This is a genomic window from Sphingorhabdus sp. 109 (genome assembly GCF_902506555.1).
Lineage (GTDB): Bacteria > Pseudomonadota > Alphaproteobacteria > Sphingomonadales > Sphingomonadaceae > Parasphingorhabdus.
The window spans coordinates 2,344,783-2,370,444 of record NZ_LR732707.1; the positions used below are offsets into that span (position 1 = coordinate 2,344,783).

The 25,662-nt window shown below is 58.6% G+C and carries 25 protein-coding genes; 13 read left to right on the top strand and 12 right to left on the bottom strand.

The genetic code is table 11. The annotated features are described in order from the left end of the window. The first annotated feature begins 41 nt into the window (after positions 1 to 41). Positions 42 to 1,253: a hypothetical protein gene (locus tag BOSE62_RS11100; protein WP_201295662.1), complete on the top strand. Its 1,212-nt coding sequence runs from the start codon at positions 42 to 44 to the stop codon at positions 1,251 to 1,253. A 32-nt stretch (positions 1,254 to 1,285) separates the two neighbouring features. On the opposite strand, the gene BOSE62_RS11105 is transcribed toward BOSE62_RS11100, so the two are convergent. Further along, on the bottom strand, positions 1,286 to 2,185 hold the full coding sequence (locus tag BOSE62_RS11105) for a prephenate dehydratase (RefSeq protein ID WP_159646095.1): 900 nt from the start codon (positions 2,183 to 2,185) through the stop codon (positions 1,286 to 1,288). 211 nt (positions 2,186 to 2,396) lie between these two features. On the opposite strand from BOSE62_RS11105, the gene BOSE62_RS11110 reads away from it, so the two are divergent. After that, positions 2,397 to 3,023, top strand: a complete 627-nt coding sequence (locus BOSE62_RS11110) for a c-type cytochrome (RefSeq protein WP_159646098.1) — start codon at positions 2,397 to 2,399, stop codon at positions 3,021 to 3,023. 27 nt (positions 3,024 to 3,050) lie between these two features. Here BOSE62_RS11110 and BOSE62_RS11115 read toward each other — a convergent pair whose 3' ends face one another. Together BOSE62_RS11115 and BOSE62_RS11120 are read right to left on the bottom strand one after the other, a co-directional pair. After that, complete coding sequence (locus BOSE62_RS11115; protein WP_159646100.1) at positions 3,051 to 3,920, bottom strand: LOG family protein; 870 nt, start codon at positions 3,918 to 3,920, stop codon at positions 3,051 to 3,053. A 49-nt stretch (positions 3,921 to 3,969) separates the two neighbouring features. Beyond that, positions 3,970 to 4,653 carry an extensin-like domain-containing protein gene (locus tag BOSE62_RS11120; RefSeq protein ID WP_159646103.1) on the bottom strand — a complete coding sequence of 228 codons (684 nt, stop codon included), beginning with the start codon at positions 4,651 to 4,653 and terminating at the stop codon, positions 3,970 to 3,972. Between the two features lie 289 nt (positions 4,654 to 4,942). On the opposite strand from BOSE62_RS11120, the gene BOSE62_RS11125 reads away from it, so the two are divergent. From BOSE62_RS11125 to BOSE62_RS11145, 5 genes are all read left to right on the top strand, one after another. Beyond that, positions 4,943 to 5,254: a PepSY domain-containing protein gene (locus BOSE62_RS11125; protein WP_159646106.1), complete on the top strand. Its 312-nt coding sequence runs from the start codon at positions 4,943 to 4,945 to the stop codon at positions 5,252 to 5,254. 115 nt (positions 5,255 to 5,369) lie between these two features. Next, positions 5,370 to 6,542 (top strand): phosphoserine transaminase, encoded by a 1,173-nt coding sequence (locus tag BOSE62_RS11130; RefSeq protein WP_159646109.1) that lies wholly within the window; start codon positions 5,370 to 5,372, stop codon positions 6,540 to 6,542. A gap of 107 nt (positions 6,543 to 6,649) precedes the next feature. Continuing rightward, positions 6,650 to 8,233, top strand: a complete 1,584-nt coding sequence (gene serA / locus BOSE62_RS11135; protein WP_159646112.1) for a phosphoglycerate dehydrogenase — start codon at positions 6,650 to 6,652, stop codon at positions 8,231 to 8,233. 64 nt (positions 8,234 to 8,297) lie between these two features. Next, positions 8,298 to 9,413, top strand: a complete 1,116-nt coding sequence (locus BOSE62_RS11140) for an ATP phosphoribosyltransferase regulatory subunit (protein WP_159646115.1) — start codon at positions 8,298 to 8,300, stop codon at positions 9,411 to 9,413. A gap of 12 nt (positions 9,414 to 9,425) precedes the next feature. Beyond that, positions 9,426 to 10,715, top strand: coding sequence for an adenylosuccinate synthase (locus BOSE62_RS11145; RefSeq protein ID WP_159646118.1), 1,290 nt, complete (start codon positions 9,426 to 9,428; stop codon positions 10,713 to 10,715). 365 nt (positions 10,716 to 11,080) lie between these two features. Here BOSE62_RS11145 and BOSE62_RS11150 read toward each other — a convergent pair whose 3' ends face one another. From BOSE62_RS11150 to BOSE62_RS11180, 7 genes are all read right to left on the bottom strand, one after another. Next, positions 11,081 to 12,319 (bottom strand): dicarboxylate/amino acid:cation symporter, encoded by a 1,239-nt coding sequence (locus BOSE62_RS11150; RefSeq protein WP_159646121.1) that lies wholly within the window; start codon positions 12,317 to 12,319, stop codon positions 11,081 to 11,083. Positions 12,320 to 12,392: 73 nt separating this feature from the next. Beyond that, on the bottom strand, positions 12,393 to 14,192 hold the full coding sequence (locus BOSE62_RS11155) for an SLC13 family permease (RefSeq protein ID WP_159646124.1): 1,800 nt from the start codon (positions 14,190 to 14,192) through the stop codon (positions 12,393 to 12,395). A gap of 77 nt (positions 14,193 to 14,269) precedes the next feature. Next, positions 14,270 to 15,337 (bottom strand): chorismate synthase, encoded by a 1,068-nt coding sequence (gene aroC / locus BOSE62_RS11160; RefSeq protein ID WP_159646127.1) that lies wholly within the window; start codon positions 15,335 to 15,337, stop codon positions 14,270 to 14,272. Between the two features lie 66 nt (positions 15,338 to 15,403). Then, a complete protein-coding gene (fabI, locus tag BOSE62_RS11165) occupies positions 15,404 to 16,207 on the bottom strand; it encodes an enoyl-ACP reductase FabI (RefSeq protein WP_159646130.1) in 804 nt (267 codons plus the stop codon). A gap of 66 nt (positions 16,208 to 16,273) precedes the next feature. Further along, positions 16,274 to 17,224 carry a YihY/virulence factor BrkB family protein gene (locus tag BOSE62_RS11170; RefSeq protein WP_159646133.1) on the bottom strand — a complete coding sequence of 317 codons (951 nt, stop codon included), beginning with the start codon at positions 17,222 to 17,224 and terminating at the stop codon, positions 16,274 to 16,276. Positions 17,225 to 17,226: 2 nt separating this feature from the next. After that, entirely contained in the window at positions 17,227 to 18,144 is a 918-nt protein-coding gene (locus BOSE62_RS11175) for a DnaJ C-terminal domain-containing protein (RefSeq protein ID WP_159646136.1), read from the bottom strand. Positions 18,145 to 18,213: 69 nt separating this feature from the next. Next, a complete protein-coding gene (locus tag BOSE62_RS11180; RefSeq protein ID WP_159646139.1) occupies positions 18,214 to 18,672 on the bottom strand; it encodes an ABA4-like family protein in 459 nt (152 codons plus the stop codon). 101 nt (positions 18,673 to 18,773) lie between these two features. Between BOSE62_RS11180 and pdxH the strand changes: the two genes are divergently transcribed. Continuing rightward, positions 18,774 to 19,349: a pyridoxamine 5'-phosphate oxidase gene (gene pdxH, locus BOSE62_RS11185; protein ID WP_159646142.1), complete on the top strand. Its 576-nt coding sequence runs from the start codon at positions 18,774 to 18,776 to the stop codon at positions 19,347 to 19,349. Beyond that, positions 19,346 to 20,140, top strand: a complete 795-nt coding sequence (locus BOSE62_RS11190) for a PhzF family phenazine biosynthesis protein (protein WP_159646145.1) — start codon at positions 19,346 to 19,348, stop codon at positions 20,138 to 20,140. The genes pdxH and BOSE62_RS11190 overlap by 4 nt, the downstream gene beginning before the upstream one ends. 20 nt (positions 20,141 to 20,160) lie before the next feature. Here the strand turns inward: BOSE62_RS11190 and BOSE62_RS11195 are convergent, their stop codons facing one another. Further along, positions 20,161 to 21,303 carry a serine hydrolase domain-containing protein gene (locus BOSE62_RS11195; RefSeq protein WP_159646148.1) on the bottom strand — a complete coding sequence of 381 codons (1,143 nt, stop codon included), beginning with the start codon at positions 21,301 to 21,303 and terminating at the stop codon, positions 20,161 to 20,163. 29 nt (positions 21,304 to 21,332) lie between these two features. On the opposite strand from BOSE62_RS11195, the gene BOSE62_RS11200 reads away from it, so the two are divergent. After that, on the top strand, positions 21,333 to 21,701 hold the full coding sequence (locus tag BOSE62_RS11200) for a hypothetical protein (protein WP_159646151.1): 369 nt from the start codon (positions 21,333 to 21,335) through the stop codon (positions 21,699 to 21,701). Position 21,702: 1 nt separating this feature from the next. Here BOSE62_RS11200 and mnmA read toward each other — a convergent pair whose 3' ends face one another. Then, positions 21,703 to 22,836, bottom strand: a complete 1,134-nt coding sequence (gene mnmA, locus BOSE62_RS11205) for a tRNA 2-thiouridine(34) synthase MnmA (protein ID WP_201295663.1) — start codon at positions 22,834 to 22,836, stop codon at positions 21,703 to 21,705. A gap of 640 nt (positions 22,837 to 23,476) precedes the next feature. Between mnmA and sciP the strand changes: the two genes are divergently transcribed. From sciP to BOSE62_RS11220, 3 genes are all read left to right on the top strand, one after another. Continuing rightward, entirely contained in the window at positions 23,477 to 23,776 is a 300-nt protein-coding gene (gene sciP / locus BOSE62_RS11210) for a CtrA inhibitor SciP (RefSeq protein WP_089133443.1), read from the top strand. A 164-nt stretch (positions 23,777 to 23,940) separates the two neighbouring features. Further along, positions 23,941 to 24,204, top strand: coding sequence for a GlsB/YeaQ/YmgE family stress response membrane protein (locus BOSE62_RS11215; RefSeq protein WP_159646154.1), 264 nt, complete (start codon positions 23,941 to 23,943; stop codon positions 24,202 to 24,204). A gap of 251 nt (positions 24,205 to 24,455) precedes the next feature. Next, positions 24,456 to 25,652 (top strand): efflux RND transporter periplasmic adaptor subunit, encoded by a 1,197-nt coding sequence (locus tag BOSE62_RS11220; protein WP_159646157.1) that lies wholly within the window; start codon positions 24,456 to 24,458, stop codon positions 25,650 to 25,652. Positions 25,653 to 25,662 lie beyond the last annotated feature (10 nt).

Consider the following 25,662-nt stretch of genomic DNA (forward strand, 5'->3'; position numbering starts at 1 on the left):
CTATTTAGCGGCGTCACCATCCGGGACCTTCGGACATCATTGTGCTGCTGAATATCGCCATCATTCTTGCCGCAATCGCAACCGGACTGTTGCTATTCTCCCCGCGCCTGGCGAAATCAGCCCTCTGGCGCGCGACGGTGACACCATTGGCCTCGATTATTGGCAGCGGATTTCTGGTGCTCGCACCGATACTGGTGACCGACTATGGCTATATCGCGCCACTGATCATGGCCGGCCTTTGTCTCGGTGCCTATCTGTTTGGCGGCGCCATCCGGTTCAACATATTGCAACGCAATGGCAAGCATCCGCAGCAGGACCGGTGGACGGACCGCCTGGAACTGGCCGCTTCTTGGGCTTTGGTGTTCGCCTTCATCATTTCGGTTGCCTATTATCTCAACCTGTTCGGTGCATTTGGGGTCAGCCTGACCGCATTTGACAATGATGCCAATGCCAAGCTGCTAACCTCGGCCGTCTATCTGTTGATCCTGATCGTCGGCTGGACCCGCGGTTTCAAGGCGCTGGAGAAGATGGAATACAGCGCGGTGACGCTGAAGCTGGCGATCATCGTCGGTCTGCTGGTCGGTCTGACTTCCTATTTCTACCAGAAGGCGAGCGCGGCGACATTGTTCGTTCATCCGCCGCTGCTTTCCGGCTGGCCGGCGATCACGCTCGCCTTCGGCCTGATCATCACGGTGCAGGGCTTTGAAACCTCCCGCTATCTCGGCCGCAATTATGATTCGGCGACGCGGATCAAATCGATGCGGCTGGCGCAGATTGTCAGTAGCGTGATCTATTTGATCTATATCGGCCTGTTTGCCTATAGTTTCGAGCGCGAGCAATTTGCGCTCACCGAAACCGCGATCATCGACATGATGGGCATCATCACGCCGGTTCTGCCGCTGCTGCTGGTAGCAGCTGCGCTGGCCGCCCAGCTCAGCGCCGCGATCGCCGATACCAGCGGCTCGGGCGGACTGGTCGAGGAACTGACACAGGGCCATGTCAAGGCACGCACCGGCTATGCGATCCTGGTCGGTATCGGACTGCTGCTGACCTGGAGTGCCAATGTTTTCCAGATTATCGCTTATGCGAGCCGCGCCTTTGCGCTCTATTATACGTTGCAATCATTGATCGCGGCGCGCCGGGCGTTTCTGATCGATGGAGAACGGCTCAAGGCTGCGGGCTTCATCCTGCTGGCGATATTCGGCATCATGATCATGCTGTTCGGCAATGATGTCGAATCGTCAAATGCTTGAGCAGCGCCGGACCATCGGGTGATATCGGCCTGCTAGGCGATGACCGTCCGCGGCCGGGCCTGCCGATAGGTGCCCAAAATCCGCACGCTGTTGCAGTGATAGCCCAGTTCGGCAAGCGCCCGGTCGATCGCCGGATCGCCGGGAGCACCCTCGATATCGGCGAAAAATTCGGTGGCGGCAAAGCTGCTGCCCTGCTGGTAGCTTTCCAGCTTGGTCATGTTGACACCATTGGTCGCAAAGCTGCCGAGCGCCTTGTACAGCGCGGCCGGTATATTTTTGACCTCGAAGATGAAGGTCGTCATCAACGGGCCGTCGGGTTCGGGGACGGCCGCTTCCGGCGCGAGCACCACGAAGCGGGTGATATTGTCCGGCGCATCCTCGATTGCATCGGCGATCGGCTGAAGACCGTAGATCTGGGCGGCAAGCCGGGGTGCGATAGCTGCGGCATGGGGGTCGTCCTGCTGGGCGACAAAGGCCGCCGCCGCCGCCGTATCGGCATAGGCCACGGGGATGATGCCACGCTTGCGCAGATAGTGGCGGCACTGGCCGAGCGCTTGCGGATGGCTCATTGCGGTGCGGATCTCGGCGCTGGCCGAGCGCGCCATCAGGCAGTGGCTGATCTGCATGAAATATTCGTCGACGATATGAAGACCCGATTCGGGGAGCAGAAAATGGATATCGGCAACCCGCCCGTTGAGCGAATTTTCGATCGGAATGATCGCGCTGCCGGCCGTGCCATGTTTCACCGCGTCAATCGCATCCTCGAAAGCAAAGCAGGGAACCGGCAAGCCGTCCGGCGCATAGTCAAGCGCGGCGAGATGGGAATTGGCACCGGGAGCACCCTGGAAGGCAATCGCCTGTTCCGGCTTTTCAGCGCCTTTTTCGGTCATTTTCCTGACCATGCCCAATGCGTTTTTCGGAAAGCTGTCCATCTCGTCCCTCTATTACATTGCTGCGATAGTCGAACGGGATGCAGCGGGGCAAGAGGGAAGTGGCCCGCCGGTCAGGCGCCTGCGCATTTCGCGGGGACCGTCGCATAAATTACGGCAATTGAGGCCTTGCGTTGGTCCGTTGCTCTCTTTACAGACAGCACAAATTTGGCAGGCCCATGGCCGCCGCTCACTCAGGGGTTTGAGAGACAATATGAGCAACAACAACACCATCGCAGGCTGGGTCCTGGCCGGCGGCATCGCGGCCCTCGGCTTTTCAATTCTCAGCGGCAAATATTTCCACGCGGGCAAGCACGAGCGTCCGGAAGTCATGGGCTATGTAATCGAGGGCGTTGAAACCTCCGGCGGTGCGGACGCCGGTCCGTCGATCGAAGCCCTGTTGCAAACGGCCGATGCCGCGGCCGGTGAAAAGGTTTTCGCCAAATGTGCCGCTTGCCACACGATCAACCAGGGCGGTGCCAATGGCGTCGGTCCAAACCTGTGGGACACCATGGGCAAGCCCCACGGTCATGTCGCCGGCTTTGCCTATAGCGACGCGCTGAAAAGCATTCCGGGCAACTGGGACTGGACCGCCATGGACGCTTGGCTGACTTCGCCGCGCAAATATGCCAATGGCACGAAAATGACCTTTGCCGGTCTCGGCAAGGCCGAAGACCGGGCCAATCTGATGGTTTATCTGAACGCCCAAGGGTCGAACATTCCTCTGCCGCCTCCTCCAGCGGCCGAAGAGCCGGCTGCTGAAGAAGCGGAGGCGGAAGCCGGCGCTGAGGCAGAGGCCGAAGAAGCCGTGGAAGCCGACGCAGCTGCGGCTGAAGAATAAGCGCCGGCCCGGGCTGCGCCGGGCTGCCTAGTTGCAGTCCAGCTCGTAAAATTCTTGGATAATATCCCAGGCTTCGTCAGCGGTCTCCACGAACTCGAACAGCTCGAGGTCCTTGCGGCTGATCGTGCCTTCGTCGGCCAGTGCGTCGAAGTTGATCACGCGGTTCCAGAATGACTTGCCGAACAGCAGGATCGGTAGCTTTTCCATCTTGCCGGTCTGGATCAAAGTGACCAGCTCCAGAAACTCGTCCAGCGTGCCAAAGCCGCCGGGGAAGACCGCGACCGCCCGGGCGCGCAGCAGGAAGTGCATCTTGCGCAGCGCGAAATAGTGGAACTGGAAGCTCAGCGACGGAGTAACATATTCATTCGGTGCCTGTTCATGCGGCAGCACGATATTGAGACCAATCGATTCCTTGCCCACATCGGCCGCACCGCGATTGGCTGCCTCCATGATCGAGGGGCCGCCACCCGAGCAGACAACGAAATCGCGTTTGCCATTCTCCGAAATACCGCAAGCGCTGGCCAGCCGCGCCAAATTCCGGGCTTCGTCATAATATTTGGCTTTTTCCTTCAGCCGCTCGGCGATCTTGCGCGAATCCTCGTCGGCCGCCGCCTCGATCAGGGCATCCGCCTTGTCGGGTTCCGGGATGCGCGCCGATCCGTACATCACCAGAGTCGATCCGATACCCGCTTCGTCGAGCAGCATTTCCGGCTTTAGCAGTTCAAGCTGGAAGCGGACCGGACGCAATTCCTCCCGCAGCAGAAAATCGGTGTCCTGAAACGCCAGCCGATAAGCCGGATCGCGGGTCTGGGGGGTTCCGAAATCCCCTTTCTCGGCGAATTCGGCTTCCTGTTTTGCGCGGTAAAAACGGCGGTCGTGGAGATCTTTATTGGTCATGGCCTTGCTCTAATGCATAGAGCAGTGACTGACCAGTGACCTTGTGTCGCTATCGACAATATCCGCTGCCGCTCATGTCGAGATGAAAATGATCCCGATGGGCCGCATTGTAATTGGGGCTGAGAACAGTGCCAAAACGTTTGCAGGCGCTTGAGTGGATAGCGGCGAGAAACTGCATTTCCTGGCGACCGCTTTTCCAGTTATTCTCGACTGTGATCCGCCGACCGTCGGCGAGCACGAAACCGGAAACATCGATCGCATTGGCATGCGCATGTTGCGACAATTTACCCGATCCAGCGATATTACGACAGCTGTAGCTGCCCATTGTCTCGATCCGCTTGAGATCGCTGCCGAGATATTTGCGCGCCGCCCGTTTGACGGCATATTCGGTCCATGCCGCAAATTTTCCGGCGAGTTCGCATTTTACCGGCCCGAGATTGGTGACATCGGCCCCTACATCCAGCAACTTGATACTGTCGATCTGGCTGCACCCGCCGCTGAACCGGCGATTTGGCAAGGGCGAGAAACGAACATTGGCCCTGCCCAGTTCGCTAAAACATTGCTGCGCCGAAGGGGTCGGGTCGAACGAACCGAGACCGGCGGAGGCCTGGGGCCGCTGCGATTGGTTGCTATGGCCCGCCGGGATCGCGCCACAGGCACTGACAATCAGCGAAGCGAGACCCAGAAATGCGACGTTGCGCGTCCGGCGCCCGATATCAGATGACCTTTTCATGCTGCGCTCTATGTCAGAAGATGGTTAAATCCGGGCTGCAATCCATGGTTAACAGAATCTTGCCCCTGTTTTGCCGGATTGTGAATTACCTAGTCGGAAACCACGCTCAGCGACACCGGATGCGAAAGTCAGGAAAAAAACCGGGCCGGGGATTGAAAAGCTCCCCCGCATTGCCAACCTTGATCGGTGTAGCTGCAATTTTGAATTTGCGCGCCTGAAATGTCGATGGACAAGACAGCGGTGCCTGTTCAAAATGGCGGCAAACCTATCAGAGCTGGAGAAGATGCCCATGAAATATTCCGTTATTACCGCCGCTGCGACTGCCTTGATCGCCACCACCGGTCTGTCCTCCCCGGCCCTGGCCACCGGCAAGATGACCTGCGAAGCGGGCCCGCAATCCGGCTGGAAAACGCAGGCCGAGCTGAAAGCAGAGCTAGTAAAAAAAGGCTGGACAGTCAAAAAATCCAAGGTCGATGGCGGCTGCTACGAAGTCTATGGCACCACTCCGGAAGGCGACCGGGTAGAAGCCTATTTCCATCCCGTATCCCTTGAAAAACTGCTGGTTTCACGCCGCGGCGAGATTCTTTTCCAGAAGAAATAGACGGTATCATCCGCAACAAAGATCGCGCTTGACATGCTGCGCCGCACAAGACAAAGCGGCGCCGGGCCACGCGGTCCCAACGCCGCGCGAGCTCTCTGTAAGGAGAAGCGTTACAATGACTGATACGACTATACCGACGCCAGAATTGCGTCCAGACTGCCCGAATTTCTCTTCGGGTCCGACAGCCAAATTCCCCGGCTGGTCCCTCGACAATATCAACACCATCGCCATGGGTCGCTCGCACCGTTCTGCGACCGGCAAGGGACGATTGAAATATGCGATTGACCTCAGTCGCGAACTGCTCGGCATTCCCGACGATTATTTGATCGGCATTGTTCCGGCCTCCGATACAGGCGCCGTCGAACTGGCGATGTGGAATATGCTGGGTGCCCGTCCGGTGACGGTTGCCGCGTGGGAAAGCTTCGGCAATGTCTGGATCCAGGACGCCGTGAAGCAACTCAAGCCTGCCAACCTGACGGTCCTCGAAGCCGATTATGGCGAAATTCCTGACCTGACCACGATCGACAAGGGTGACGATATCGTCTTCACCTGGAACGGTACCACGTCGGGCGCAAGAATTCCCGATACCGACTGGATTGCCGACGACCGCGAAGGCGTCACCATCAACGACGCGACCAGCGCCGTCTTTGCCCAGCCGATGGACTGGTCCAAGCTCGATGCCACCACCTACAGCTGGCAGAAGGTCATGGGGTCGGAAGCCGGTCACGGCATGCTGATTCTCAGCCCCCGCGCCGTAGAACGGATCGAAAGCTACAGCCCGTCCTGGCCGCTGCCGAAAATCTTCCGGGTGAAGAAGGGCGACAAGCTCAACACCGCGATCTTTGAAGGCGCGACGATCAACACGCCGTCCCTGCTCGCAACCGAAGACTATATCGCTTCGCTCGAATGGGCCAAGTCGATCGGCGGCTTGCCGGAACTGCATGCCCGCGCCGACCGCAACGCCAAAACCGTCCACGACTGGATCGAAGCCACGCCGTGGATGCGCAACATGGTCAGCGATCCGGCCAAATGGACCAACACCGGCGTCTGCATGGTGTTCCAGGGCGAATGGTATGACAGTCTCGACGACGATGCCAAGGCCTCCGTGCCCAAGAAGATCGCCGCAATGCTCGAGCAAATGGACGTTGCCTACGACTTCAACGGCTATCGCGATGCACCGCCGTCGCTGCGCATCTGGTGCGGCTCAACGGTCGAGCAGGAAGACATACGCCGTCTGCTGCTGTGGATCGAATGGGCCTATGCTCAGGTAAAAGCCGAGCTTTCCTAATTGTGTCGCCCCGGCGCAAGCCGGGGCCAGACCAATGCCCTGCTGTAAAGCCATTGGTCTAGAAGCCGGCCCGTGCCGGTGCGATCATTCCGACAAGGAACATTATCATGCCAAAAGTACTTATTTCCGACAAAATGGACCCGAAAGCCGCCGAGATTTTTCGGCAGCGTGGTTGCGAAGTTGACGAGATCACCGGCCAGACGCCGGAAGAGCTGATGAAAATCATCGGCGAATATGATGGCCTTGCCATCCGCTCCTCGACCACGGTCACCCCCGAACTCCTGGACGCTGCGACCAATCTGAAGGTCGTCGGCCGCGCCGGTATCGGTGTCGACAATGTCGATATCCCGGCCGCCTCAGCCAAAGGCGTCGTGGTCATGAACACACCGTTCGGCAACAGCATCACCACGGCGGAACATGCCATCGCCCTGATGTTCGCGCTAGCGCGCCAGCTGCCCTCCGCCGACGCCTCCACCCAGGCCGGCAAATGGGAAAAGTCGAAATTCATGGGCGTCGAGCTGACCAACAAGACGCTCGGCCTGATCGGCGCTGGGAATATCGGTTCGATTGTCGCCGAACGCGCGATCGGATTGCGGATGAAGGTTGCCGCCTATGATCCGTTCCTGACCGAAGAGCGGGCCGTAGAAATGGGCGTCGAGAAAGTGACGCTGGACGAACTGCTCGCCCGCGCCGACTTTATCACCATGCACACGCCGCTCACCGACCAGACGCGCAATATCCTGTCCGCCGAAGCGCTGGCCAAAACCAAGCCGGGCGTCCGTATCATCAACTGCGCGCGTGGCGGGCTGATCGACGAGGCAGCCTTGAAGGAAGCTCTCGAATCCGGCCATGTCGCCGGCGCGGCCCTGGACGTTTATGCTCAGGAACCGGCAAAGGAAAATGCCCTGTTCGGGACACCGAACCTGATCTGCACACCGCACCTTGGCGCTTCCACCAGCGAAGCCCAGGTGAATGTCGCGATCCAGGTGGCCGAGCAGATGGCTGACTATCTGGTCAATGGCGGCGTCGAGAATGCGCTCAACATGCCGAGCCTGTCGGCGGAACAGGCGCCGAAGCTGAAACCCTATATGGCGCTTGCGACCCAGCTTGGCTCTCTCGTTGGCCAGCTCGCAGCCGACCAGATCAAGGGCGTAGCGGTTGAAGTCGAAGGCGCAGCAGCCGAACTGGACCAGAAACCGATCACAGCTGCGGTGCTGGCCGGACTGATGCGGGCCTATAGCGACACCGTGAACATGGTCAACGCGCCCTATCTGGCGAAAGAGCGCGGTCTCGATGTCCGCGAAATCCGTCATGAGCGCGAGGGCGATTATCACACGCTGGTCCGCGTATCCGTAACCACAGACGAAGGCGAAAAATCGGTTGCCGGCACTTTGTTCGGATCGTCCGGTCCGCGGCTGGTCGAAATGTTCGGGATCAAGGTCGAAGCCGATATGGAAGGCGATATGCTCTATATCGTCAACCGCGACGAGCCCGGCTTTATCGGTCGCGTCGGTTCGACTCTTGGCGAGGCAAGCGTCAATATCGGCACCTTCCACCTTGGCCGTCGCAGCGATGCGCCGGGTGGCGAAGCGGTATTGCTGCTATCGATCGATTCGCCGGTCGAAGAGCCGGTGCTGTGGTCGGTCTGTCAGCTGGAAGGCGTCAAGACGGTCAAGGCCCTGAGCTTTTGATTCAATAGGCGAGACCCAAGAAAAAAGATGGCCTGAGCCTTTGCTTGGGCTATGGAGCAGGGCCATGCGAAAACCATCGAATCTCTTGCCCGAAGGATTTCACGACGCACTGCCGCCTTATGCCGAGGCGGCATCGCGACTGGAACGCGATGTGCTCGATACGCTCGCCAGCCACGGCTATGCGCGGGTAACCCCGCCGCTTGTCGAATATGAGGATGGCCTGACCGACCGGATGCAGGGCGCCTCGCGAAGCGATCTGATGCGCTTTGTCGATCCGATTTCGCAGCGCACCTTGGCACTGCGTCCCGACATGACCATGCAGATCGGCCGGATTGCCACGACCAGTCTGGCCAACCGTCCCCGGCCGCTCCGGCTCGGCTATTCCGGACAGGTATTGAAATTGCGCTCGGGACAATTGCAGCCGGAACGCAGCCGGCTGCAAATTGGCGCAGAGTTGATCGGCAATGACAGCGTTATTGCCGCCAGCGAGATTGTCTCCGTTGCGATCGAAGCGCTCGAACGGGCAGGTGTTTCCGGCATTACCATCGACTTCACCCTTCCCGATTTGATCGATATTCTGGCCGATGGCCCCTTGCCCCTCAATGAAATCCAGATTGCCGAGGTCCGGAACGAACTGGACATGAAAGATGCCGGCGGGCTGAACAGCATCGGCGCAACCGGTTATCTGCCACTGATCGAAGCGACCGGACCGTTCGATGAAGCAATGGCCAAAATGCGGGACTTTGACAGCGACGGCCTGCTGGGTTCGCGGCTGGACGGCATTTCCCGGATTGCCGCAAGCATCAAGGGCAAGGCCAGCCTCACGCTCGACCCGACCGAACGGCACGGTTTCGAATATCAGAACTGGTTCGGCTTCACCCTCTATGCCGACAGTTTCATCGGCGCTCTGGGCCGCGGTGGCAGTTATGAAATCGTGCACCCGGACGGCGATACAGAAGCCGCAGTCGGCTTCTCGCTCTATCCCAATCCGCTGATCGACGCCGGATTTGGCGCGAAGGCCAGCGAGCAGATTTTTCTGCCGATTGGCCATGACAAGCAGCTCGCGGCACATTTGCGGCAGACGGGCTGGCGGACAGTGGCGGCGCTGTCGGACAAGGACCAGGCCGAGGCGCTTGGATGTTCCCATATTCTAAACGGCGACCAGCCGGAACCAGTATAAGAAAGTGATTCAATGGCCAATGTAACGGTAATCGGCGCACAATGGGGTGATGAAGGCAAGGGCAAGATTGTCGACTGGCTATCCGAACGCGCCGATGTCGTGGTCCGCTTTCAGGGCGGCCATAACGCCGGCCATACGCTGGTCGTCGATGGCGCGGTTTACAAGCTTTCGCTGCTGCCCTCCGGCATCGTCCGTGGCGCCCTGTCGATTATCGGCAATGGCGTCGTGCTCGATCCCTGGCATCTGCGCGACGAGATCGAGAAACTGACCGGTCAGGGCGTCGCGATCAACACCGACAATTTCGGCATCGCCGAAACCTGCCCGCTGATCCTGCCGATCCACCGCGATCTCGACGCCATGCGCGAAGACGCCAGCGGCAAGGGCAAGATCGGCACCACCCGCCGCGGCATTGGTCCGGCCTACGAAGACAAGGTCGGCCGCCGCGCGATCCGCGTTTGCGATCTCGCCCATCTCGACGACCTGGGGCCGCAGCTCGACCGGCTGTGCGCGCATCACGACGCGCTCCGTGCCGGCTTCGGTGAACCGCCTGTGGATCGCGAACGGCTGCTTAATGACCTGAAGGAAATTGCCGACAGTGTGTTGCAATATGCCCAGCCGGTCTGGAAGCGGCTCAACGAAGCGCGGCGCGACGGGAAGCGCATCCTGTTCGAAGGCGCGCAGGGCGTCTTGCTGGATGTCGATCACGGCACCTATCCCTTTGTCACCAGTTCCAACACGATTTCGGGCACCGCTGCAGGCGGCTCCGGCATTGGTCCCTCCGGCACCGGCTATGTCCTCGGGATCACCAAGGCCTATACAACCCGCGTCGGCTCCGGGCCCTTCCCGACCGAACTGGACGACGAAATCGGCCAGCGGCTCGGCGAGCGCGGCCATGAATTCGGCACCAACACCGGCCGGCAGCGGCGCTGCGGCTGGTTCGACGCCATATTGGTGCGGCAGGCCCTGGCCGTCTCTGGCGTCCATGGCATCGCGTTGACCAAGCTCGACGTGCTCGACGGTTTCAAGGAACTGAAAATCTGCGTGGGCTACCAGCTGGATGGTGTGACCTATGATTATCTGCCGCCCCACCATCAGGACCAGGCGGCGGTGCAGCCGGTCTACGAGGCCATGGAAGGTTGGAGCGAATCCACCGCCGGCGCGCGCAGCTGGGCCGATCTGCCGGCGCAAGCGATCAAATATATCAAGCGGGTCGAGGAACTGATCCAGTGCCCGGTTGCCCTGGTGAGCACTTCACCGGAGCGGGACGATACAATTTTGGTGACCGATCCGTTCGCGGACTAATATCAGTCCTATTTAGCCATTATTGTCAGATCATTCCCGCATTTGCTGCATATTTTTTCAGGCCAGGGAACGCTTTACATTCCCCGCAGAAACAGGGACTTTCCACATTTTGGGCACGATAACAGCAGTGAACTGATTCCTCCAATTAACAGCCAAGCAACCGCTAATAGGAACCGGATCAGGGAAATTTCATTCCATGACCAACCGAGTGAACCCAGCGTACCCGGGATAATCCACATGATCAGCGGCATCGAAATGAGCACGACCATCATGTGGCGCTTAGCCTTGCTATATATGCTTGTCCCAGCTTTTAGAGTCATCTCAACTCACATACTTCCGATATAGAGAACCAGCGGGAATATGCGTTAAACATCGTCCGCAGAGATCATTTCCTCGCGGTCGATCTCGCCGGTCATCGAGGCCACCGTCACCGCTACCGCGGCATCGCCCGAGACATTGGTGGTCGTCCGCATCATGTCCATGATCCGGTCGACACCGGCGACAAAGGCGATCGTTTCCAGCGGCACGCCGACGCTGCCGAAGACCAGCGCCATCATGATCAATCCCGCACCGGGGATCCCCGCCGCGCCCACCGCGCCTAGCGTGGAGGTAATCGAGATCAGGAAATAATCGCCCCAGGTGAGGTCGACGCCGAATATCTGCGCGCCGAACAAGGTCGCGAGGCCGAGATACATAGCGGTACCGTTCATGTTGATCGTAGCGCCCAGCGAGACGACAAAGCTGGCCACCGAATTGCGGACACCCAGATTGCGTTCGACGCAGCGCAACGTCACCGGCAAGGTCGCGTTGGAAGAAGCGGTCGAATAGCTGACCGCGATCGCGTCAACGATACCGCGAAAGAAATCGATCGGTGGCAGTTTGGCGACAAATTTGATCATCCCCGAATAGACAATCCCGATGATCAGCAGGCAGCCGAGATAATTGAGCCCGACCAGTTGGGCCAGCGAGAGCAGTGCATCTATGCCCAATGTACCCGCGACCCAGGCCATCAGCGCGAACACGCCAAATGGCGTCAATTCCATCACGATCATCGTGACTTTCTGCATGACGATAGCGCCGCTATCGAAGATCTTGGCGAGCGGCTTGCCGTCTTCCTTGGCCATCAAGATACCGATACCGATCAGCAAGGCAAAGACGATCAGCGGCAGGACGCGGACATCGGCCATCACCTGCACCGGACTGTCCGGAACAATCGACAGGATCATGTCAATCGCGGTTGTTTCATTGGGGACCGGTGTCTCGCCTTTCTCGATAGCACTTGTGTCCACACCATTGCCGGGCTGGAAAAATGTGCCGAGTGCGAGGCCAAGCCATGCGGCGATCTGGCCGGTGATGACGAACAGGATCATCGCCCGCCCGCCGACACTGCCCAGTTTCTTGAGATCACCAAGCGCCGCAACACCCGCCACCAGCGAGAAGAAGATCAGCGGGACGACCAGCATCTTGATCGCCTTGATGAAGAAATCGCCGATCCATTTGATCGTTTCCGATTCCGGCCCCCAGACCAGGCCGGTGATGACGCCGAGCACAAGCGCCGCGATCACACGCTGCCAGAGCGGTATCTTGAACCAGAATGCCAACATGCGATTGTCCCCCGAAATTCTATCCCCCATGCCTATCGACCGCTGCGGGGCGCGGCAAGCCTTTAGGGGCAAACTACATCCAGAAGCTGATTGCCAGGCAGGTCGACAGGCCGACGCCAAAGGTCAGCGGGATGCCCGCCTTGAAGAAATCGGTGAAACGGTAATTGCCCGCAGCGTAGACCAGCGTATTGGTCTGATAACCGATCGGCGTGGCAAAGCTGGCGGAAGCGGCAAACATGACCGCGATCACCAGCGGACGGGGATCGACGCCCAGGTCATTTCCCAGCGCAATCGCAATGGGCGTGATAATGATCGCGACCGCATTGTTGGTCACAATCTCGGTCATGATGACGGACAGCACATAGATCGCGAAAACCAGCCCCCATGGCGGTACTTCCCGCAAATAGGGCGTCAGTTCGGAAACGATGAGGTCAACGCTGCCGGCCTGCTGCAAGCCGAGCCCCACGGCGAGCATCCCGAATATCAAAACCAGCACATTGCCGTCGATCGATCCCCAGGCCTCTTCCGCATCGATACAACGCGCCAGCAGGATCGCACCAACCGCGAGAATGGCGGCGACAGCCAGCGAAATGACATTGAAGGCGGCCAGTACCACCACGGCAAGCAAAGCACCGATGGCAATGGGCGCCCGGTCCCGGCGGAAGGCGCGGATCTTGGTCTGGCCCACCCCGAACAGATTGGGGTTCTGGTACATGCGATGGATATCTTCGCTGGACCCGGTCACCAGCAGCCGGTCCGCGGCGTGGATGCGGGCGTTGGTCAGGTCGGACCGCGGCAGATTGCGATAGCGGGTCATGCCCAATATGCGGACATTAAGCTGCGACAGGAAGGGGATGTCATAAAGCCGGTTGCCGATGCTGGGATGGCTCGGCGCCACCGTGGCTTCGACCAGTTCCTCGCCCAGCGGCCCGGCATCGCCCTTGTGGACTATGCCGACCTTGAAATCCTCCGATTCCCGCAGCGAAATCAGCTCGGCAAGATCCAGTTGCACCACGATCCGGTCGCCCGCCTGCAACTCGTGATGATCCAGATCATGACGAATATAGCTGCTCAGCCGCTTGACGGCCGTGACTTCGATCCCCGCCCGGCGCAGCTCGGCTACGGCAGCAAGTTTCTTGTCGATCACCGACGCCCTGTTGCGCACCGTCAATTCGGTGAGAAAGGCGCTTTCATCGCTACTGTCAAACTGGCCCTTAACCTCGCCACCGGGCAGCAGCCAGCTGCTGAACAGAACCATCATCACGGTGCCGGCCACAGCAGCGATCAGGCCATAGGGGGTGATCTCGAAAATCCCGAACCCTGCGAGCCCCTGGTCCCGGGCAACGGCATCCACAATCAGGTTGGTCGACGTGCCGATCAGCGTGGTCGTACCGCCCAATATGCAGATGAAGCTCAGCGGGATGAGCAGTTTCTTGGACGAGAAACCGGTGGCCCGCGACAAGCGCAGGATGATCGGGATCAGAACAATCACCACCGGCGTGTTGTTCATGAAGGCGGAAGCGACAAAGGCCCCCAGAAACATTTCCGCGACCGCCAGCTTCGGATGCCGCTTGGCGCGCTTGATGATGAATCCGGCTATGGCATCGATTGTGCCAGTGCGCAGCAGAGCCCCAGACAGGATGAACATCGCGGCAATCGTGATCGGCGCCGTGTTGGAGAAGACCGAAAAAAGACCATCGGAATCGATGATCCCGAGGAACAGGAACATGCAGGCGCCGAGCACAGCAACCACTGCGGCGGGAAAGCGCTCCATGATGAACCCGGCAAACAGGAAGCCGAGAATCACGAGGCCGATGACGGCCTTGTTGGCCTGAATATATTCATCAATGACGTGAAGAATGAGGTCGATCATGGATCAGGACCAGCCGTCTGCACGGTACAGCGAGCCAAAAGGTGCCAAGGGCATGGCAGCTGGTTCCGGAATATATGTCATCCGCATTGCGCCCTATGCATCATTTTCTGATCCGCAAGAACCAATGCCATCATCGCCTCGACGACGGGCACGCCGCGAATGCCGACGCAAGGATCATGACGACCCTTGGTCGATATTTCGGTCGCTTCTCCTTCCGGAGAGATCGTGGGAACAGGCGTCAATATGGAGCTGGTCGGCTTGAACGCCACACGGCAGAAAACCGGTTGCCCGGTGGAAATACCACCCGCCGTACCGCCACTATGGTTGGCGAGAAATTCCGGGCCATCGGCTCCGGGCCGCATGGCATCGGCATTTTCCTCGCCGCGCAAGCGTGCTGCGGCGAAGCCGTCGCCAATTTCCACGCCCTTGGTCGCGTTGATCGTCATCATCGCCGCGGCAATCTCGCTGTCCAGCTTGGCATAGATGGGCGCGCCCCAGCCGGCGGGAACGCCGGTCGCCTCGCAGGCGATGATCGCGCCGAGGCTGCTGCCGTCCTTGCGGGCACCATCGACCAGAGATTCCCAGCGTTTGGCTGCAACCGGGTCGGGGCAGAAAAACGGGTTATTGCCGATTTCATCAGCATCAAAATTCGCCGGATCAATGGCGTCGCCGCCGATTTCGGCCACCCATGCGCGGATCGTGACTTCCGGAATCACCAGCCGCGCCACGGCACCGGCCGCAACCCGTGCTGCCGTTTCCCGTGCGCTGGACCGGCCACCGCCGCGATAGTCGCGAAAGCCGTATTTCTGGTCATAGGCATAGTCGGCATGACCGGGGCGGTAAGCTTTGGCGACTTCGCTATAGTCCTTGGACCGTTGATCGACATTCTCGATCATCAGCGAAATAGGCGTGCCGGTGGTTTTTCCTTCGAAGATTCCGGAGAGAATTTTGACCTGATCCGGCTCCTGCCGTTGCGTCGTATATTTCGACTGGCCGGGCCGCCGTGCGTCTAGAAAGGGTTGCACATCAGCCTCGCTCAGTTCCAGACCAGGCGGGCAGCCGTCAACAACCGCGCCGAGCGCAGGTCCGTGGCTTTCTCCCCAAGTGGAAAAGCGAAAGGCGTGGCCGAAGGTGTTAAAACTCAAAAGTCGCTCTCCGCGTTTAAAGACTTATTCTGCATCCGATCCCCATTGCCCGGACATCGGCATTCATCAATCCAGCGCGATATCCGGCGCATCTTCCTGCTTCATACCGACGGTATGATAGCCGGCATCGACATGATGGGTTTCACCGGTGACGCCAGCAGAAAGATCGGACAGGAAATAGAGAGCCGACGCGCCCACATCATCGATGGTCACGTTGCGCCGGAGCGGCGAGTTATGCTCGTTCCATTTCAGGATATAGCGGAAGTCGCCAATGCCGGAAGCGGCCAGCGTCTTGATCGGACCGGCGGAAATCGCGTTCACCCTTATGCCGTCAGGACCAACATCATTGGCCAGATATTTGACCGAGGTCTCCAGCGCGGATTTGGCCACGCCCATGACATTATAATGCGGAATAACCTTCTCGGCGCCGTAATAAGACAAGGTCAACATGGACCCACCCGCGCTCATCAGCGCCGCGGCGCGCTTGGCGACGGCGGTGAAGCTGTAAACGCTGATATTCATGGTCATCAGGAAATCGTCCAGTGTGACATCGAAATATTTGCCGCGCAGCGCTTCCTTGTTGGTGAAGCCAATCGCGTGAACGACGAAATCCAGCTTGCCCCAGCGCTTCTCGATTTCGGCAAATGTCGCGTCGAGCTGGTCCATGTCGCTAACGTCGCAATCGAGCAGGAAATCACAGCCCAGTTCTTCGGCCAGCGGCTTGACCCGTTTGGCCATCACGTCGCCCTGATAGCTGATAGCCAGCTCGGCGCCATCGGCGGCCAAACGCTGCGCGATACCCCAGGCCAGAGACTTGTTGTTGGCAAGCCCCATGATCAAGCCTCGCTTGCCTTTCATTAAATCACTCATCGCCATGGTCTCCTGAATTCCGATAATCGCCGCTGATAAACGCTATCCGAATGATTTTCCAGCGTATCATTCGTCCTGTCCGATTCTGGAGGGCCGTTCGGCCAGCGCGGCGTTTATCTCTGCTCCGATTACCATTCCGAGACCGACAAGATAGAAAAAAATCAAGGTGATCACGACCCCGGCAAGGCTGCCATAGGTGAGCTGGTAGTTTGCAGCATATTTGAGGAAAACCGGCAAAAGTCCGGTGATCAGGAGCCACCATCCGCTGATGAACACGGCGCCCGGCCATTTGGGATATTGCCGCGGCCGATATTGCCGGGGCGTCAGCAGCCGGAACAGAAGATAGAGCGTTGTGAACAGCATCAGAAACGGAACGGCGCTGGACAGCGACAGCCAGAGTGCATCGCTTTCGATGGCCGGGAAATAGGTTCCCAGAAATTCGCTGACACCCGCCACCACAAATTGCGCGCTGAGCGCCAGCATCGCGAAAAATACGGAAATCAGAATGAGCGCAATTGATGTCAGGCGATATTCCCAGAACGCCCGCTGCGCCTGGACGCCGTAAGCGCGGTGGAGAATTTCGCGAATGGTTTCGATCAGGCTGGTGGTGGTCCACAATCCGACGATCGCGCTCAGCCAGAGCAAGGGACCGGTCCGCGCCGTCATCGCGTCATTGATCGGGTCGTGCAGCGCGCCCGCGACCGAAGGCGGAACGGTGACCAGAAAAGCCTCGACAAAATCGATGCCGATCGCGGTCTGGCCGAAACCGCCAACAATCGCAGCGGCAACGATGAAGAAAGAAAATACCGCAAGCAGCGACATATAGGCGAAATTGCCGGCAAAGGTGAAACCGTCATGATAGACGCCCACGGCGGTACGCTCGGCGATGATAAGCGCGCGTCGGATTGCACTTTCCTCGGCGAGCGTCTCGCGGGTTCGCTTCCCCGATGCTGCCGGTCCCCCGCCGACCTGCCGCCGGGCCTCGGGAGACAGTTCAGACTGGGAATTCCGGTTCAAACCTACACACCCATGCTGGCGCGCGGATTGTCTTTCGGATCCCAGTCCTTGACAAATTCAGCGAGCTTTTCATCCTTTTCCGGCAGGGTGATCATCAAGGTCACCAACTGGTTGCCGCGGACACCGGATTTGCTGTAAAATCCCTTGTTCTTCAGACGCAGCGTTTTGCCCGAACTCGATCCGGCAGGAATGGACAGCATCACCGGTCCGTCCACCGTGGGCACCTTGACTTTCGCCCCTTCAACCGCCTCTTTCAGACTGATCGGCAGCTCCAGCCTGATATTATCGCCGTCGCGCTCATAAAAGGGGTGGGAATTGATGTGAATGGTGACAATCGCGTCACCATTGCCGCCCGGCCCCTGTCGCCCCTTGCCGCTGAGCCGCATCTGGGTACCTTCCTCGACGCCTTTCGGCAGGCTGAGGTCGATGGTCTTGCCGTCTTCCAGCGTGATACGCTGTTTCTGCAACGTCGCGGCGGCAATAAATTCCACCTTCAGCCGGTAGGAAACATTGGCGCCCTTGGGCGGTGGCGCGCTGCGCTGGCGACCGCCGAAGGGCGAACCAGCGCCACCACCGCCGCCAAACAGGCCTTCGAAAATATCGCCGAAATCAGCGCCGGCATTGCCGAAATCATGTTGCTGGCCCGCTGGTCCGCGCTGGTAACCGCCACCGCCGCCGAACCCGAAAGGAGCGGTAGGATTGCCTTCTGCATCAATCTCTCCGCGATCAAATTGCGCGCGCTTGTCCTTGTCGAGCAACAGATCATAGGCCTTGGTGACGTCGGAGAAACGCTCCGTCGCCTTGGGATTATCCTTGTTCCTGTCCGGGTGCAATTCCTTCGCCAGCTTGCGATAGGCGCTCTTGATTTCCTTTTCACTTGCGCCTTTTGCGACACCCAATGCTTGATAGGGATCTACCATTACTTACCCTTTTTCAAATCCTTACCCCGCAGAGATTGGGATTTTCTACTCATTTTCAACACTAGTGTCCTATTCGGGTATGACGGCATCTGCAACCTTGCTGTGACGCGTGAAACGCAAAAGCAGATATAATACCAGCCCCAGAGGCCCCAGCATCAGTACGAACAGCAAGATAGGTATCTGTATCCAGCGTGCAAACCCGTATTTGTCCGCATTGCGCGCTACCCAGATTCCGACGAACAAATCAAAGGCCAGATAATGGATCCAGCCGATGGTGGCACCGCCGGGGCTGGACAGCGTTTGCTGGACACCGGCAAGACTGGAAAAGTCCATCGCAGCTCCCGCGCCGCTGTCAACAATTCCGGCCATCAGCAGTATCATGACCACCGCATAGCTTGCAGAGAGCAAGGCCATGCCACCATAAAATAACCCGGTCATCACCACCGCCCCGCGCGGAGCCAGAAGCAGAATGACCCACAGCGTCAGCGCGTAGATATTGGTAACGGAAAAAACCAGCTCCCAGTCCATGAGCCCCCCTTTTATTTGGCTGATAGCAGAAATCAGAACCTTGTCGCCGAACAAAATATTGTTTGTTTGCCGGTGAGCGACAGACTGTTACAAGCCGTCTCATGACCGACCCCTTTTCCCTGTTCGAGAGCTGGTATGCCGAGGCGCGTACCACCGAGCTCAATGATAGCAACGCAATGACCATTGCCACCACCGACGCCAGTGGACAGCCGTCGGCACGGATGGTCCTGCTCAAGGGCCATGGCCCTGATGGCTTTGTCTTCTACACCAATCAGCAGAGTCGCAAGGCAGGCGACATTGCGGAAAATCCCAAGGGCGCAATCCTGTTTCACTGGAAAAGCCTGCGGCGACAGATCCGGATTGAGGGCCATATCGCAACGGTGGCCGACAGTCTGGCCGATGCCTATTTCGCAACGCGCAGCCGGGACTCGCAACTTGGAGCCTGGGCATCGGACCAGTCCCGCCCGCTGTCGGACCGCGCGACCTTCGAAGCGCGTTTTGCCGAGATGACCAAACGCTTCGAGGGCGGCGATGTCCCGCGCCCGCCACACTGGTCGGGCTATTGCCTGACGCCGGTACGATTCGAATTCTGGCAGGACCGCGCCCACCGGCTGCACGAGCGACTGACCTTCGTCCGCGACGGAGACAATTGGACAGAGGGGCTGCTCTACCCATGACCAGCCTGCCTTATTATCATGTCGACGCATTTGCCGATCGCCCTTTCACCGGCAATCAGGCAGCGGTCATGCCGCTCGAAAGCTGGCAGGACGATGCAGTCCTGCAAGCCATTGGCGAAGAAAATAATTTTGCCGAAACAGCCTTCTACCTGCCCGACCAGAGCGGCCAGGCAGATTATGAATTGCGCTGGTTTACCCCAACGCTGGAAATCGCGCTTTGCGGCCATGCCACGCTCGCCAGCGGGCATATAATCTTGTCGCAACAGCCTGATCGCCAACAGGTAACGTTCCGGACACGGAAGGCCGGCATCCTGACCGTGATGCGCGAGGGAGACGGCTATGCGCTTGACCTTCCGGCTTATCCCCCAGCACCCCAGGAGATGCCCGAGATTGGCGCGATCATCGGCGGAAATCCGGTCGAAACCCAGTTTCACGAAGGACGCTATCATGTTCTCCGATACGAAAATCCCGAGGATGTGCTGGCCCTTATACCGGATATGAAAGCGCTCGCCGCCTTGGGCAATGCGCAATTCATCTGCACCGCGCCGGGCAACAACAGCGACGTGCTGAGCCGGGTTTTCGTTCCGGGCGGAGGGGTTGACGAAGACAGCGTAACCGGTTCAGCCCATGCAGTACTGACACCTTTCTGGGCCAGACAGTTGGGCCGCGATCGCTTTACTGCTTATCAGGCCAGCCAGCGCGGCGGCTATGTCCGCTGCCGTCTGGACGGCGACCGGGCCTGGCTGGGCGGCAATTGCGTGACCGTGGTGGAAGGCAGCTTTCGCCTGTAGCTTTCCGACGGTGGCAGATATTAGCTGCGATAGGGGAAAAGGGCCATTATCCGGCCGATCTGCGCGCTCATCGGGGCCAAGTCTTCATCCTGTGTCTTGCCAAGCCGGACCACCGTGAGTTGCTGTTCGGGCGACACGACGATCTGCTGACCGAGATGGCCGAGCGCGGCGAAGATGGTGTCCGGACCATTGTCGGGGAACAGCACCTGATTGCGGCCTTCGGGACGCCTTTTGTTAAGCCAGAGATGGCCGCCGTAGGCCGGGTCGTTTTGGGACGACGTTTTCATGAACTTTACCCAGCTTACCGGCAAATGCTGAGCTCCTTTCCGGGCACCATTGTTGCGCAGAAACTCTCCGAATTTTGCATAGTCACGGGCCGTTGCATGGATGAAACTGCCCCCGAGAAATGTTCCGTTGGGACCGAATTCCGGATAGGTCGAATCCATTCCCAGCGGCTCGAGCAAGCGACCGCGGATGAAACGCAATGTATCGTGACGACGCACTTCCGGGTCGGGACTCTTGGTCAGGGTGCGCGCGATGATATCGGACAGAATGATGCTGGTCGCGGTGCTATATTCAAATTTCTCGCCCGGTCTTGCCTCCATCGGACGCGCTTCCGCATAAGCGGCGGCATCCTGCGCGCCATCGAGAAACAGCATACGGTTGGTGTCCGCTTCGAAGACGGTTTTCCCGCCCTCCTCCGGCACTTCGCTATGGTCCAGACCGGACGACATATGGAGCAGATGTCGCAAGGTGATATCACCGCGCGGATCACCAGGTCTTTGCCATGCGGGCACAGGCGCGGGATCGTCGAGCACCAGCCGCCCGTCTGCCACCAAGAAGCCAATCAGGGCACCGGTAAAGCTTTTGGCCATTGACCAGCTGATGAACCGGGTATCTTCATCATAGCCTTCACCATAGCGTTCGGCGATGATCCTGCCCTGATACATCAACACAAACGCCCGCGTTTCCGCCATCGCCGGATCTTCGAACAGCGGCGCGACAACCGCATCCAGCCGCGCCTTGTCGACAGGGCTGCTATCCGCAATATAGGCCAGTTCCGCGGGACTTTTTTGCGGTGCGCTGACAGTATCACCATCCGATCCGCACGCAGACAAGGCAAGCGTAAGGGCCGGGATGAAGGCGAGTTTAATCTTGTGCATAGGCCGTCGTTGCACCAATAGAAGCCGCCATGGCAACCGTAAAAGACTCATCCTCCTCTCCGCCGGGCAAGTTGCGCATTGCATTATATGTCGCTGCGCTGTTCCTGCTCGTTCTGATCGCGGTGCTCGCCTATAATTACAGCAGCATCAAGGGGCAGCTGGATATCGGCACCGCCTATGGCGCGCGGGTGGCCTGTTCGTGCCATTATATAGGCGACCGGGATATCGACGATTGCCGCAAGGATTTCGAACCCGGCATGGAAGTAATCGGATTGACCGTGGATGACGATCACCGGAGAGTGACCGCCTCGGCATTGTTGATAGAGTCTGCAACCGCAGAATTCCGGGAAGGCTGGGGCTGCGTGATCCTGACAGACGAACAGATCAAGGCGGAATAGGCTAGACTTCGACGCCAGCCAGCCATTGCTGTTCGACTGCAGCGGTGCTTACAATCCAGCCACCGCCCAGCACGCGATCCTTGTGATAGAAAACCGCTGCCTGCCCCGGAGCGACACCGAATTCCGGATTGTGGAACTTCAGTTCGTTGCCCTCCAGCCGCGCCAGTGTCGGCTTGGACATCGACCGCACCTTTACCTCTACCGGACCGGCATAATCGCCGCCAATCCAGTTGATGTCGCGGAGCGAGGCCGAGGCAACCGCCAGTGCAGATTTCGGTCCGGCGATCACACGCTTTGCCTCCGGCTCCAGCCGGATAACATAGAGCGGTTCGGCCTGACCACCGATTTCCAGTCCCTTGCGCTGGCCCACGGTATAATGAATGAGGCCTTTGTGCCGCCCCATCAGCGTGCCATCAATATGGACAATCTCGCCATCATCGTCGGCATCGGGACGCAATTTGCGCACGACGCTGGCATAGTCGCCATTGGGAACGAAGCAGATATCCTGACTGTCGGGCTTGAAGGCGACTGCGAGCCCCATGTCCTGGGCTATTTCGCGCACCTGCGTCTTGGGCATATCGCCCAGCGGGAAACGCAGATATTCCAGCTGCTCCTGCGTTGTCGCAAACAGGAAATAGCTCTGGTCCCGTGCCGGATCGAGCGCCCGGTGCAATTCGGCACCATCCGGGCCAGCCACCCGCCGCACATAATGGCCGGTTGCCAGACAGTCGGCGCCCAGCTCGCGGGACAGTTGCAGCAGGTCGGTAAACTTGACCCCCATATTGCACTGTACGCAGGGAATTGGTGTCCGGCCGGACATATATTCGTCGGCAAAGACATCCATCACCGAATCCTTGAACCGGCTGGCATGGTCGAAAACATAATGGGCTATGCCGAGACGGTCGGCCACAGCACGGGCATCGCGGATATCCTGTCCGGCACAGCAACTGCCAACGCGTCCGACCGCTTCGCCTTGATCATATAGCTGCAGCGTAATGCCAATGGTTTCGGCGCCGGTGCGCGCAGCCAGGGCGGCGACAACGCTCGAATCCACACCGCCAGACATCGCCACTACAATGCGCTTGCCCGTGAGGTCGTCCCCGAGCTGGAAATTTCCGTCTATATTGTTCTTCATCACAACTGCACCCCTTAGAGAATTCCCGCCGCTTGCGCCAGCACAGCGAACAATAACCGTTGCGGACACGGACGTGATCCATTTTGGTACGAATTGGCGCGATGCAAGGAAGGATTGCTTAACTTCTCCTAAGGCCCCGTAAACACCCCTTTTACATAAGTTTATATCTTCGCTGCTAGACCGGCGTTTATGGAAATGAACTTCCCCCACAAAGGCACCGAATGGCCGGTGCTGGATGAAGGTCGCGATGGTACCGGACAGCGTACGGATCATCAGGCCCTTCTTGCCAAGGCCATAGCGAGGCAGGCGTCCAGCCAGTCGGCGCGGAAATTTGTCGCGGCCAAGCGGAATTCCGGAAAGGCAAAGTCTGCGCTTCACGCCTCTTTCATGGATGACCGGATGGCTTTTTTTGCCGGACAATCCCGTTCTGACAAAAGCGGATTCGGGGGGACAACTTTGTTCAGGACCGGTAGTTTTCGGCCTGATCTAGCACAGCAGGGAAGCGATAGAATGCAAGAGTAGTAAAATTATAAACGTGACGTTTACCTTGGCAGTTCAGGTAATCGAAAAACTCTCCCGCTACGAAGGCCAGACGGAACGGGAACGAGGTAAAATGCCGCAAGGCAAAATTGAGGGTAGTATGATTGAAAACCAGAAAATAAAACCAGCGCAAGTTGTCGGGCCCCTTGGCGAACCACTCACCATTGACGATTTGCCGAAACCCGGTACGACTCGATGGGTAGTCCGCCGCAAGGCAGAAGTCGTCGCGGCGGTGAACGGCGGCCTGCTGACTGTAGATGAAGTTTGCGACCGCTACGATCTGTCGCTGGAAGAATTTGCGTCCTGGCAGCGCGCTGTTGACCGGTCCGGCATGCCGGGACTGCGCGTCACTCGGATCCAGCACTACCGGGACCTTTACGAGCGCCAGCAGAAATATTGATCGCATCCCTTCGTAACTGCATCCCGTACAGGATATATTGATCAGGGCGGCCGGACATGTTCCGGCGGCCCTTTTTTATTCCTTCAAGTTCAGGCGATAATCAGCTATGTAACTGTATTCGCAGATATACAGAATTTATAAGCGTATCAGATCAGGAGGAACATATGGGTTGGATTATTGCATTGATCGTAGGCGGTATTGCGGGCTGGCTGGCCAGCATGGTCATGGGGCGCGATGCATCCATGGGCGTCTTCTGGAATATCGTCGTCGGCATCATCGGTTCGGTAATCGGCAATTTCGTCGGCCGCTATTTCGGCTTTGGCGGCAGCATCCAGGAATTTTCGATCGCCGGTCTGCTCACGGCTTTTGTCGGTGCGATTGTTCTGTTGCTGATCCTCAATCTTATCCAGCGTGGCAGGGTACGCTAACCTCCCTCTTCAGCAGGGCATTCTGAAACGCAAGGGGCCGGTTCTTTCACGAATCGCCCCTTTCGTACGATCATATTGATCGTTGGTCGAACCGGGGCTTGAATGTCGGGCCGAAACCTGTTCCGGCTTGCTGCTGGTGCATTATTCATGTAACACAGCAAATATAAATGCGGACAGACTGGAGAATCAGCGATTCTTTTGTGTATTGCACAATTAAATTGCGATAAGGGCCCCGCCTGAAGAGTAAAAAAATGAACTATGAATCCACCATCCCCAGCGACGATGTTGCAACGCTTGAAAATGTCGAAATGCGCGACACCAATCGCAAGCGGCTGATCATTGCAGTCGCCGTGATCGTGGCGCTGTTGCTGGCCTATATTGCCTATAATTATTTCGCCGGCGGAGCAGTCGAGGATGACGGCGCGAGCCAGGCACCGATGGTATCGGTCATGAGCCCCGGCAAGCAACAGGTTGTGCGGACCATCAACGCAACCGGCACGCTGGCGGCACGACGGGAGATAGAGGTCAGTGTCGTCGGTGAAGGCGGACGCGTAACAAATGTCTATGTCGACGCTGGCGACTGGGTTAAACAGGGCCAGATCATGGCGAGCATCGACCAGTCGGTCCAGTCTCAGCAGGCGGCAAGCCTCGAAGCGTCAGTCGGCGTGTCGCGCGCCGATCTCAATCTGGCGCAGGCCAATCTCGATCGCGCGGAAAAGCTGGTCGACCGCGGCTTTATTTCAAAGGCGGATATCGACCGGCTGACCGCAACCCGCGATTCCGCCGCCGCACGTTTGCGCATGGCGCAGGCACAATTTAACGAGGTTCGTGCGCGCAATGGGCGGCTGAACATCGTCGCCCCCAAGGCCGGACTGGTTCTGGAACGGAATGTCGAACCGGGCCAGACTGTTATACAGGGCAGCGGTACCCTGTTCCGGATGGCACAAAATGGCGAGATGGAATTGCAGGCGCTGCTCGGCGAGAGCGACCTGGCCACGGTTACGATCGGCACCAAGACAGAGGTCACGCCGATTGGAACGGACAAGCTTCTTACTGGACAAATCTGGCAGATATCTCCGACCATTGACCCGCAATCGCGCCAGGGCGTTGCCCGCATCGCGCTGGGCTATGACAGCGCCTTGCGACCCGGTGGCTTCGCCAGCGCGCGCATACAGAGCGGCACATCGGACGCCGCTGTTATACCGGAATCCGCATTACAGAACGATAGCGACGGCAGCTTCGTCTATATCATCGACACGGACAACAAGGCCGTGCGGCGCGATGTGGTTGTCGGTTCGGTATCAAGCGCCGGAATATCTATCATCTCCGGGCTGACCGGCAATGAGAAAGTCGTGCTCCGTGCAGGTGGCTTCCTGAGTTCTGGCGAAACCGTTCGAACCGTCGTTCAGAAAAATGCGAACGGCGCTGGATCCAGTGCGCGAAACTGAGGCCTGACCG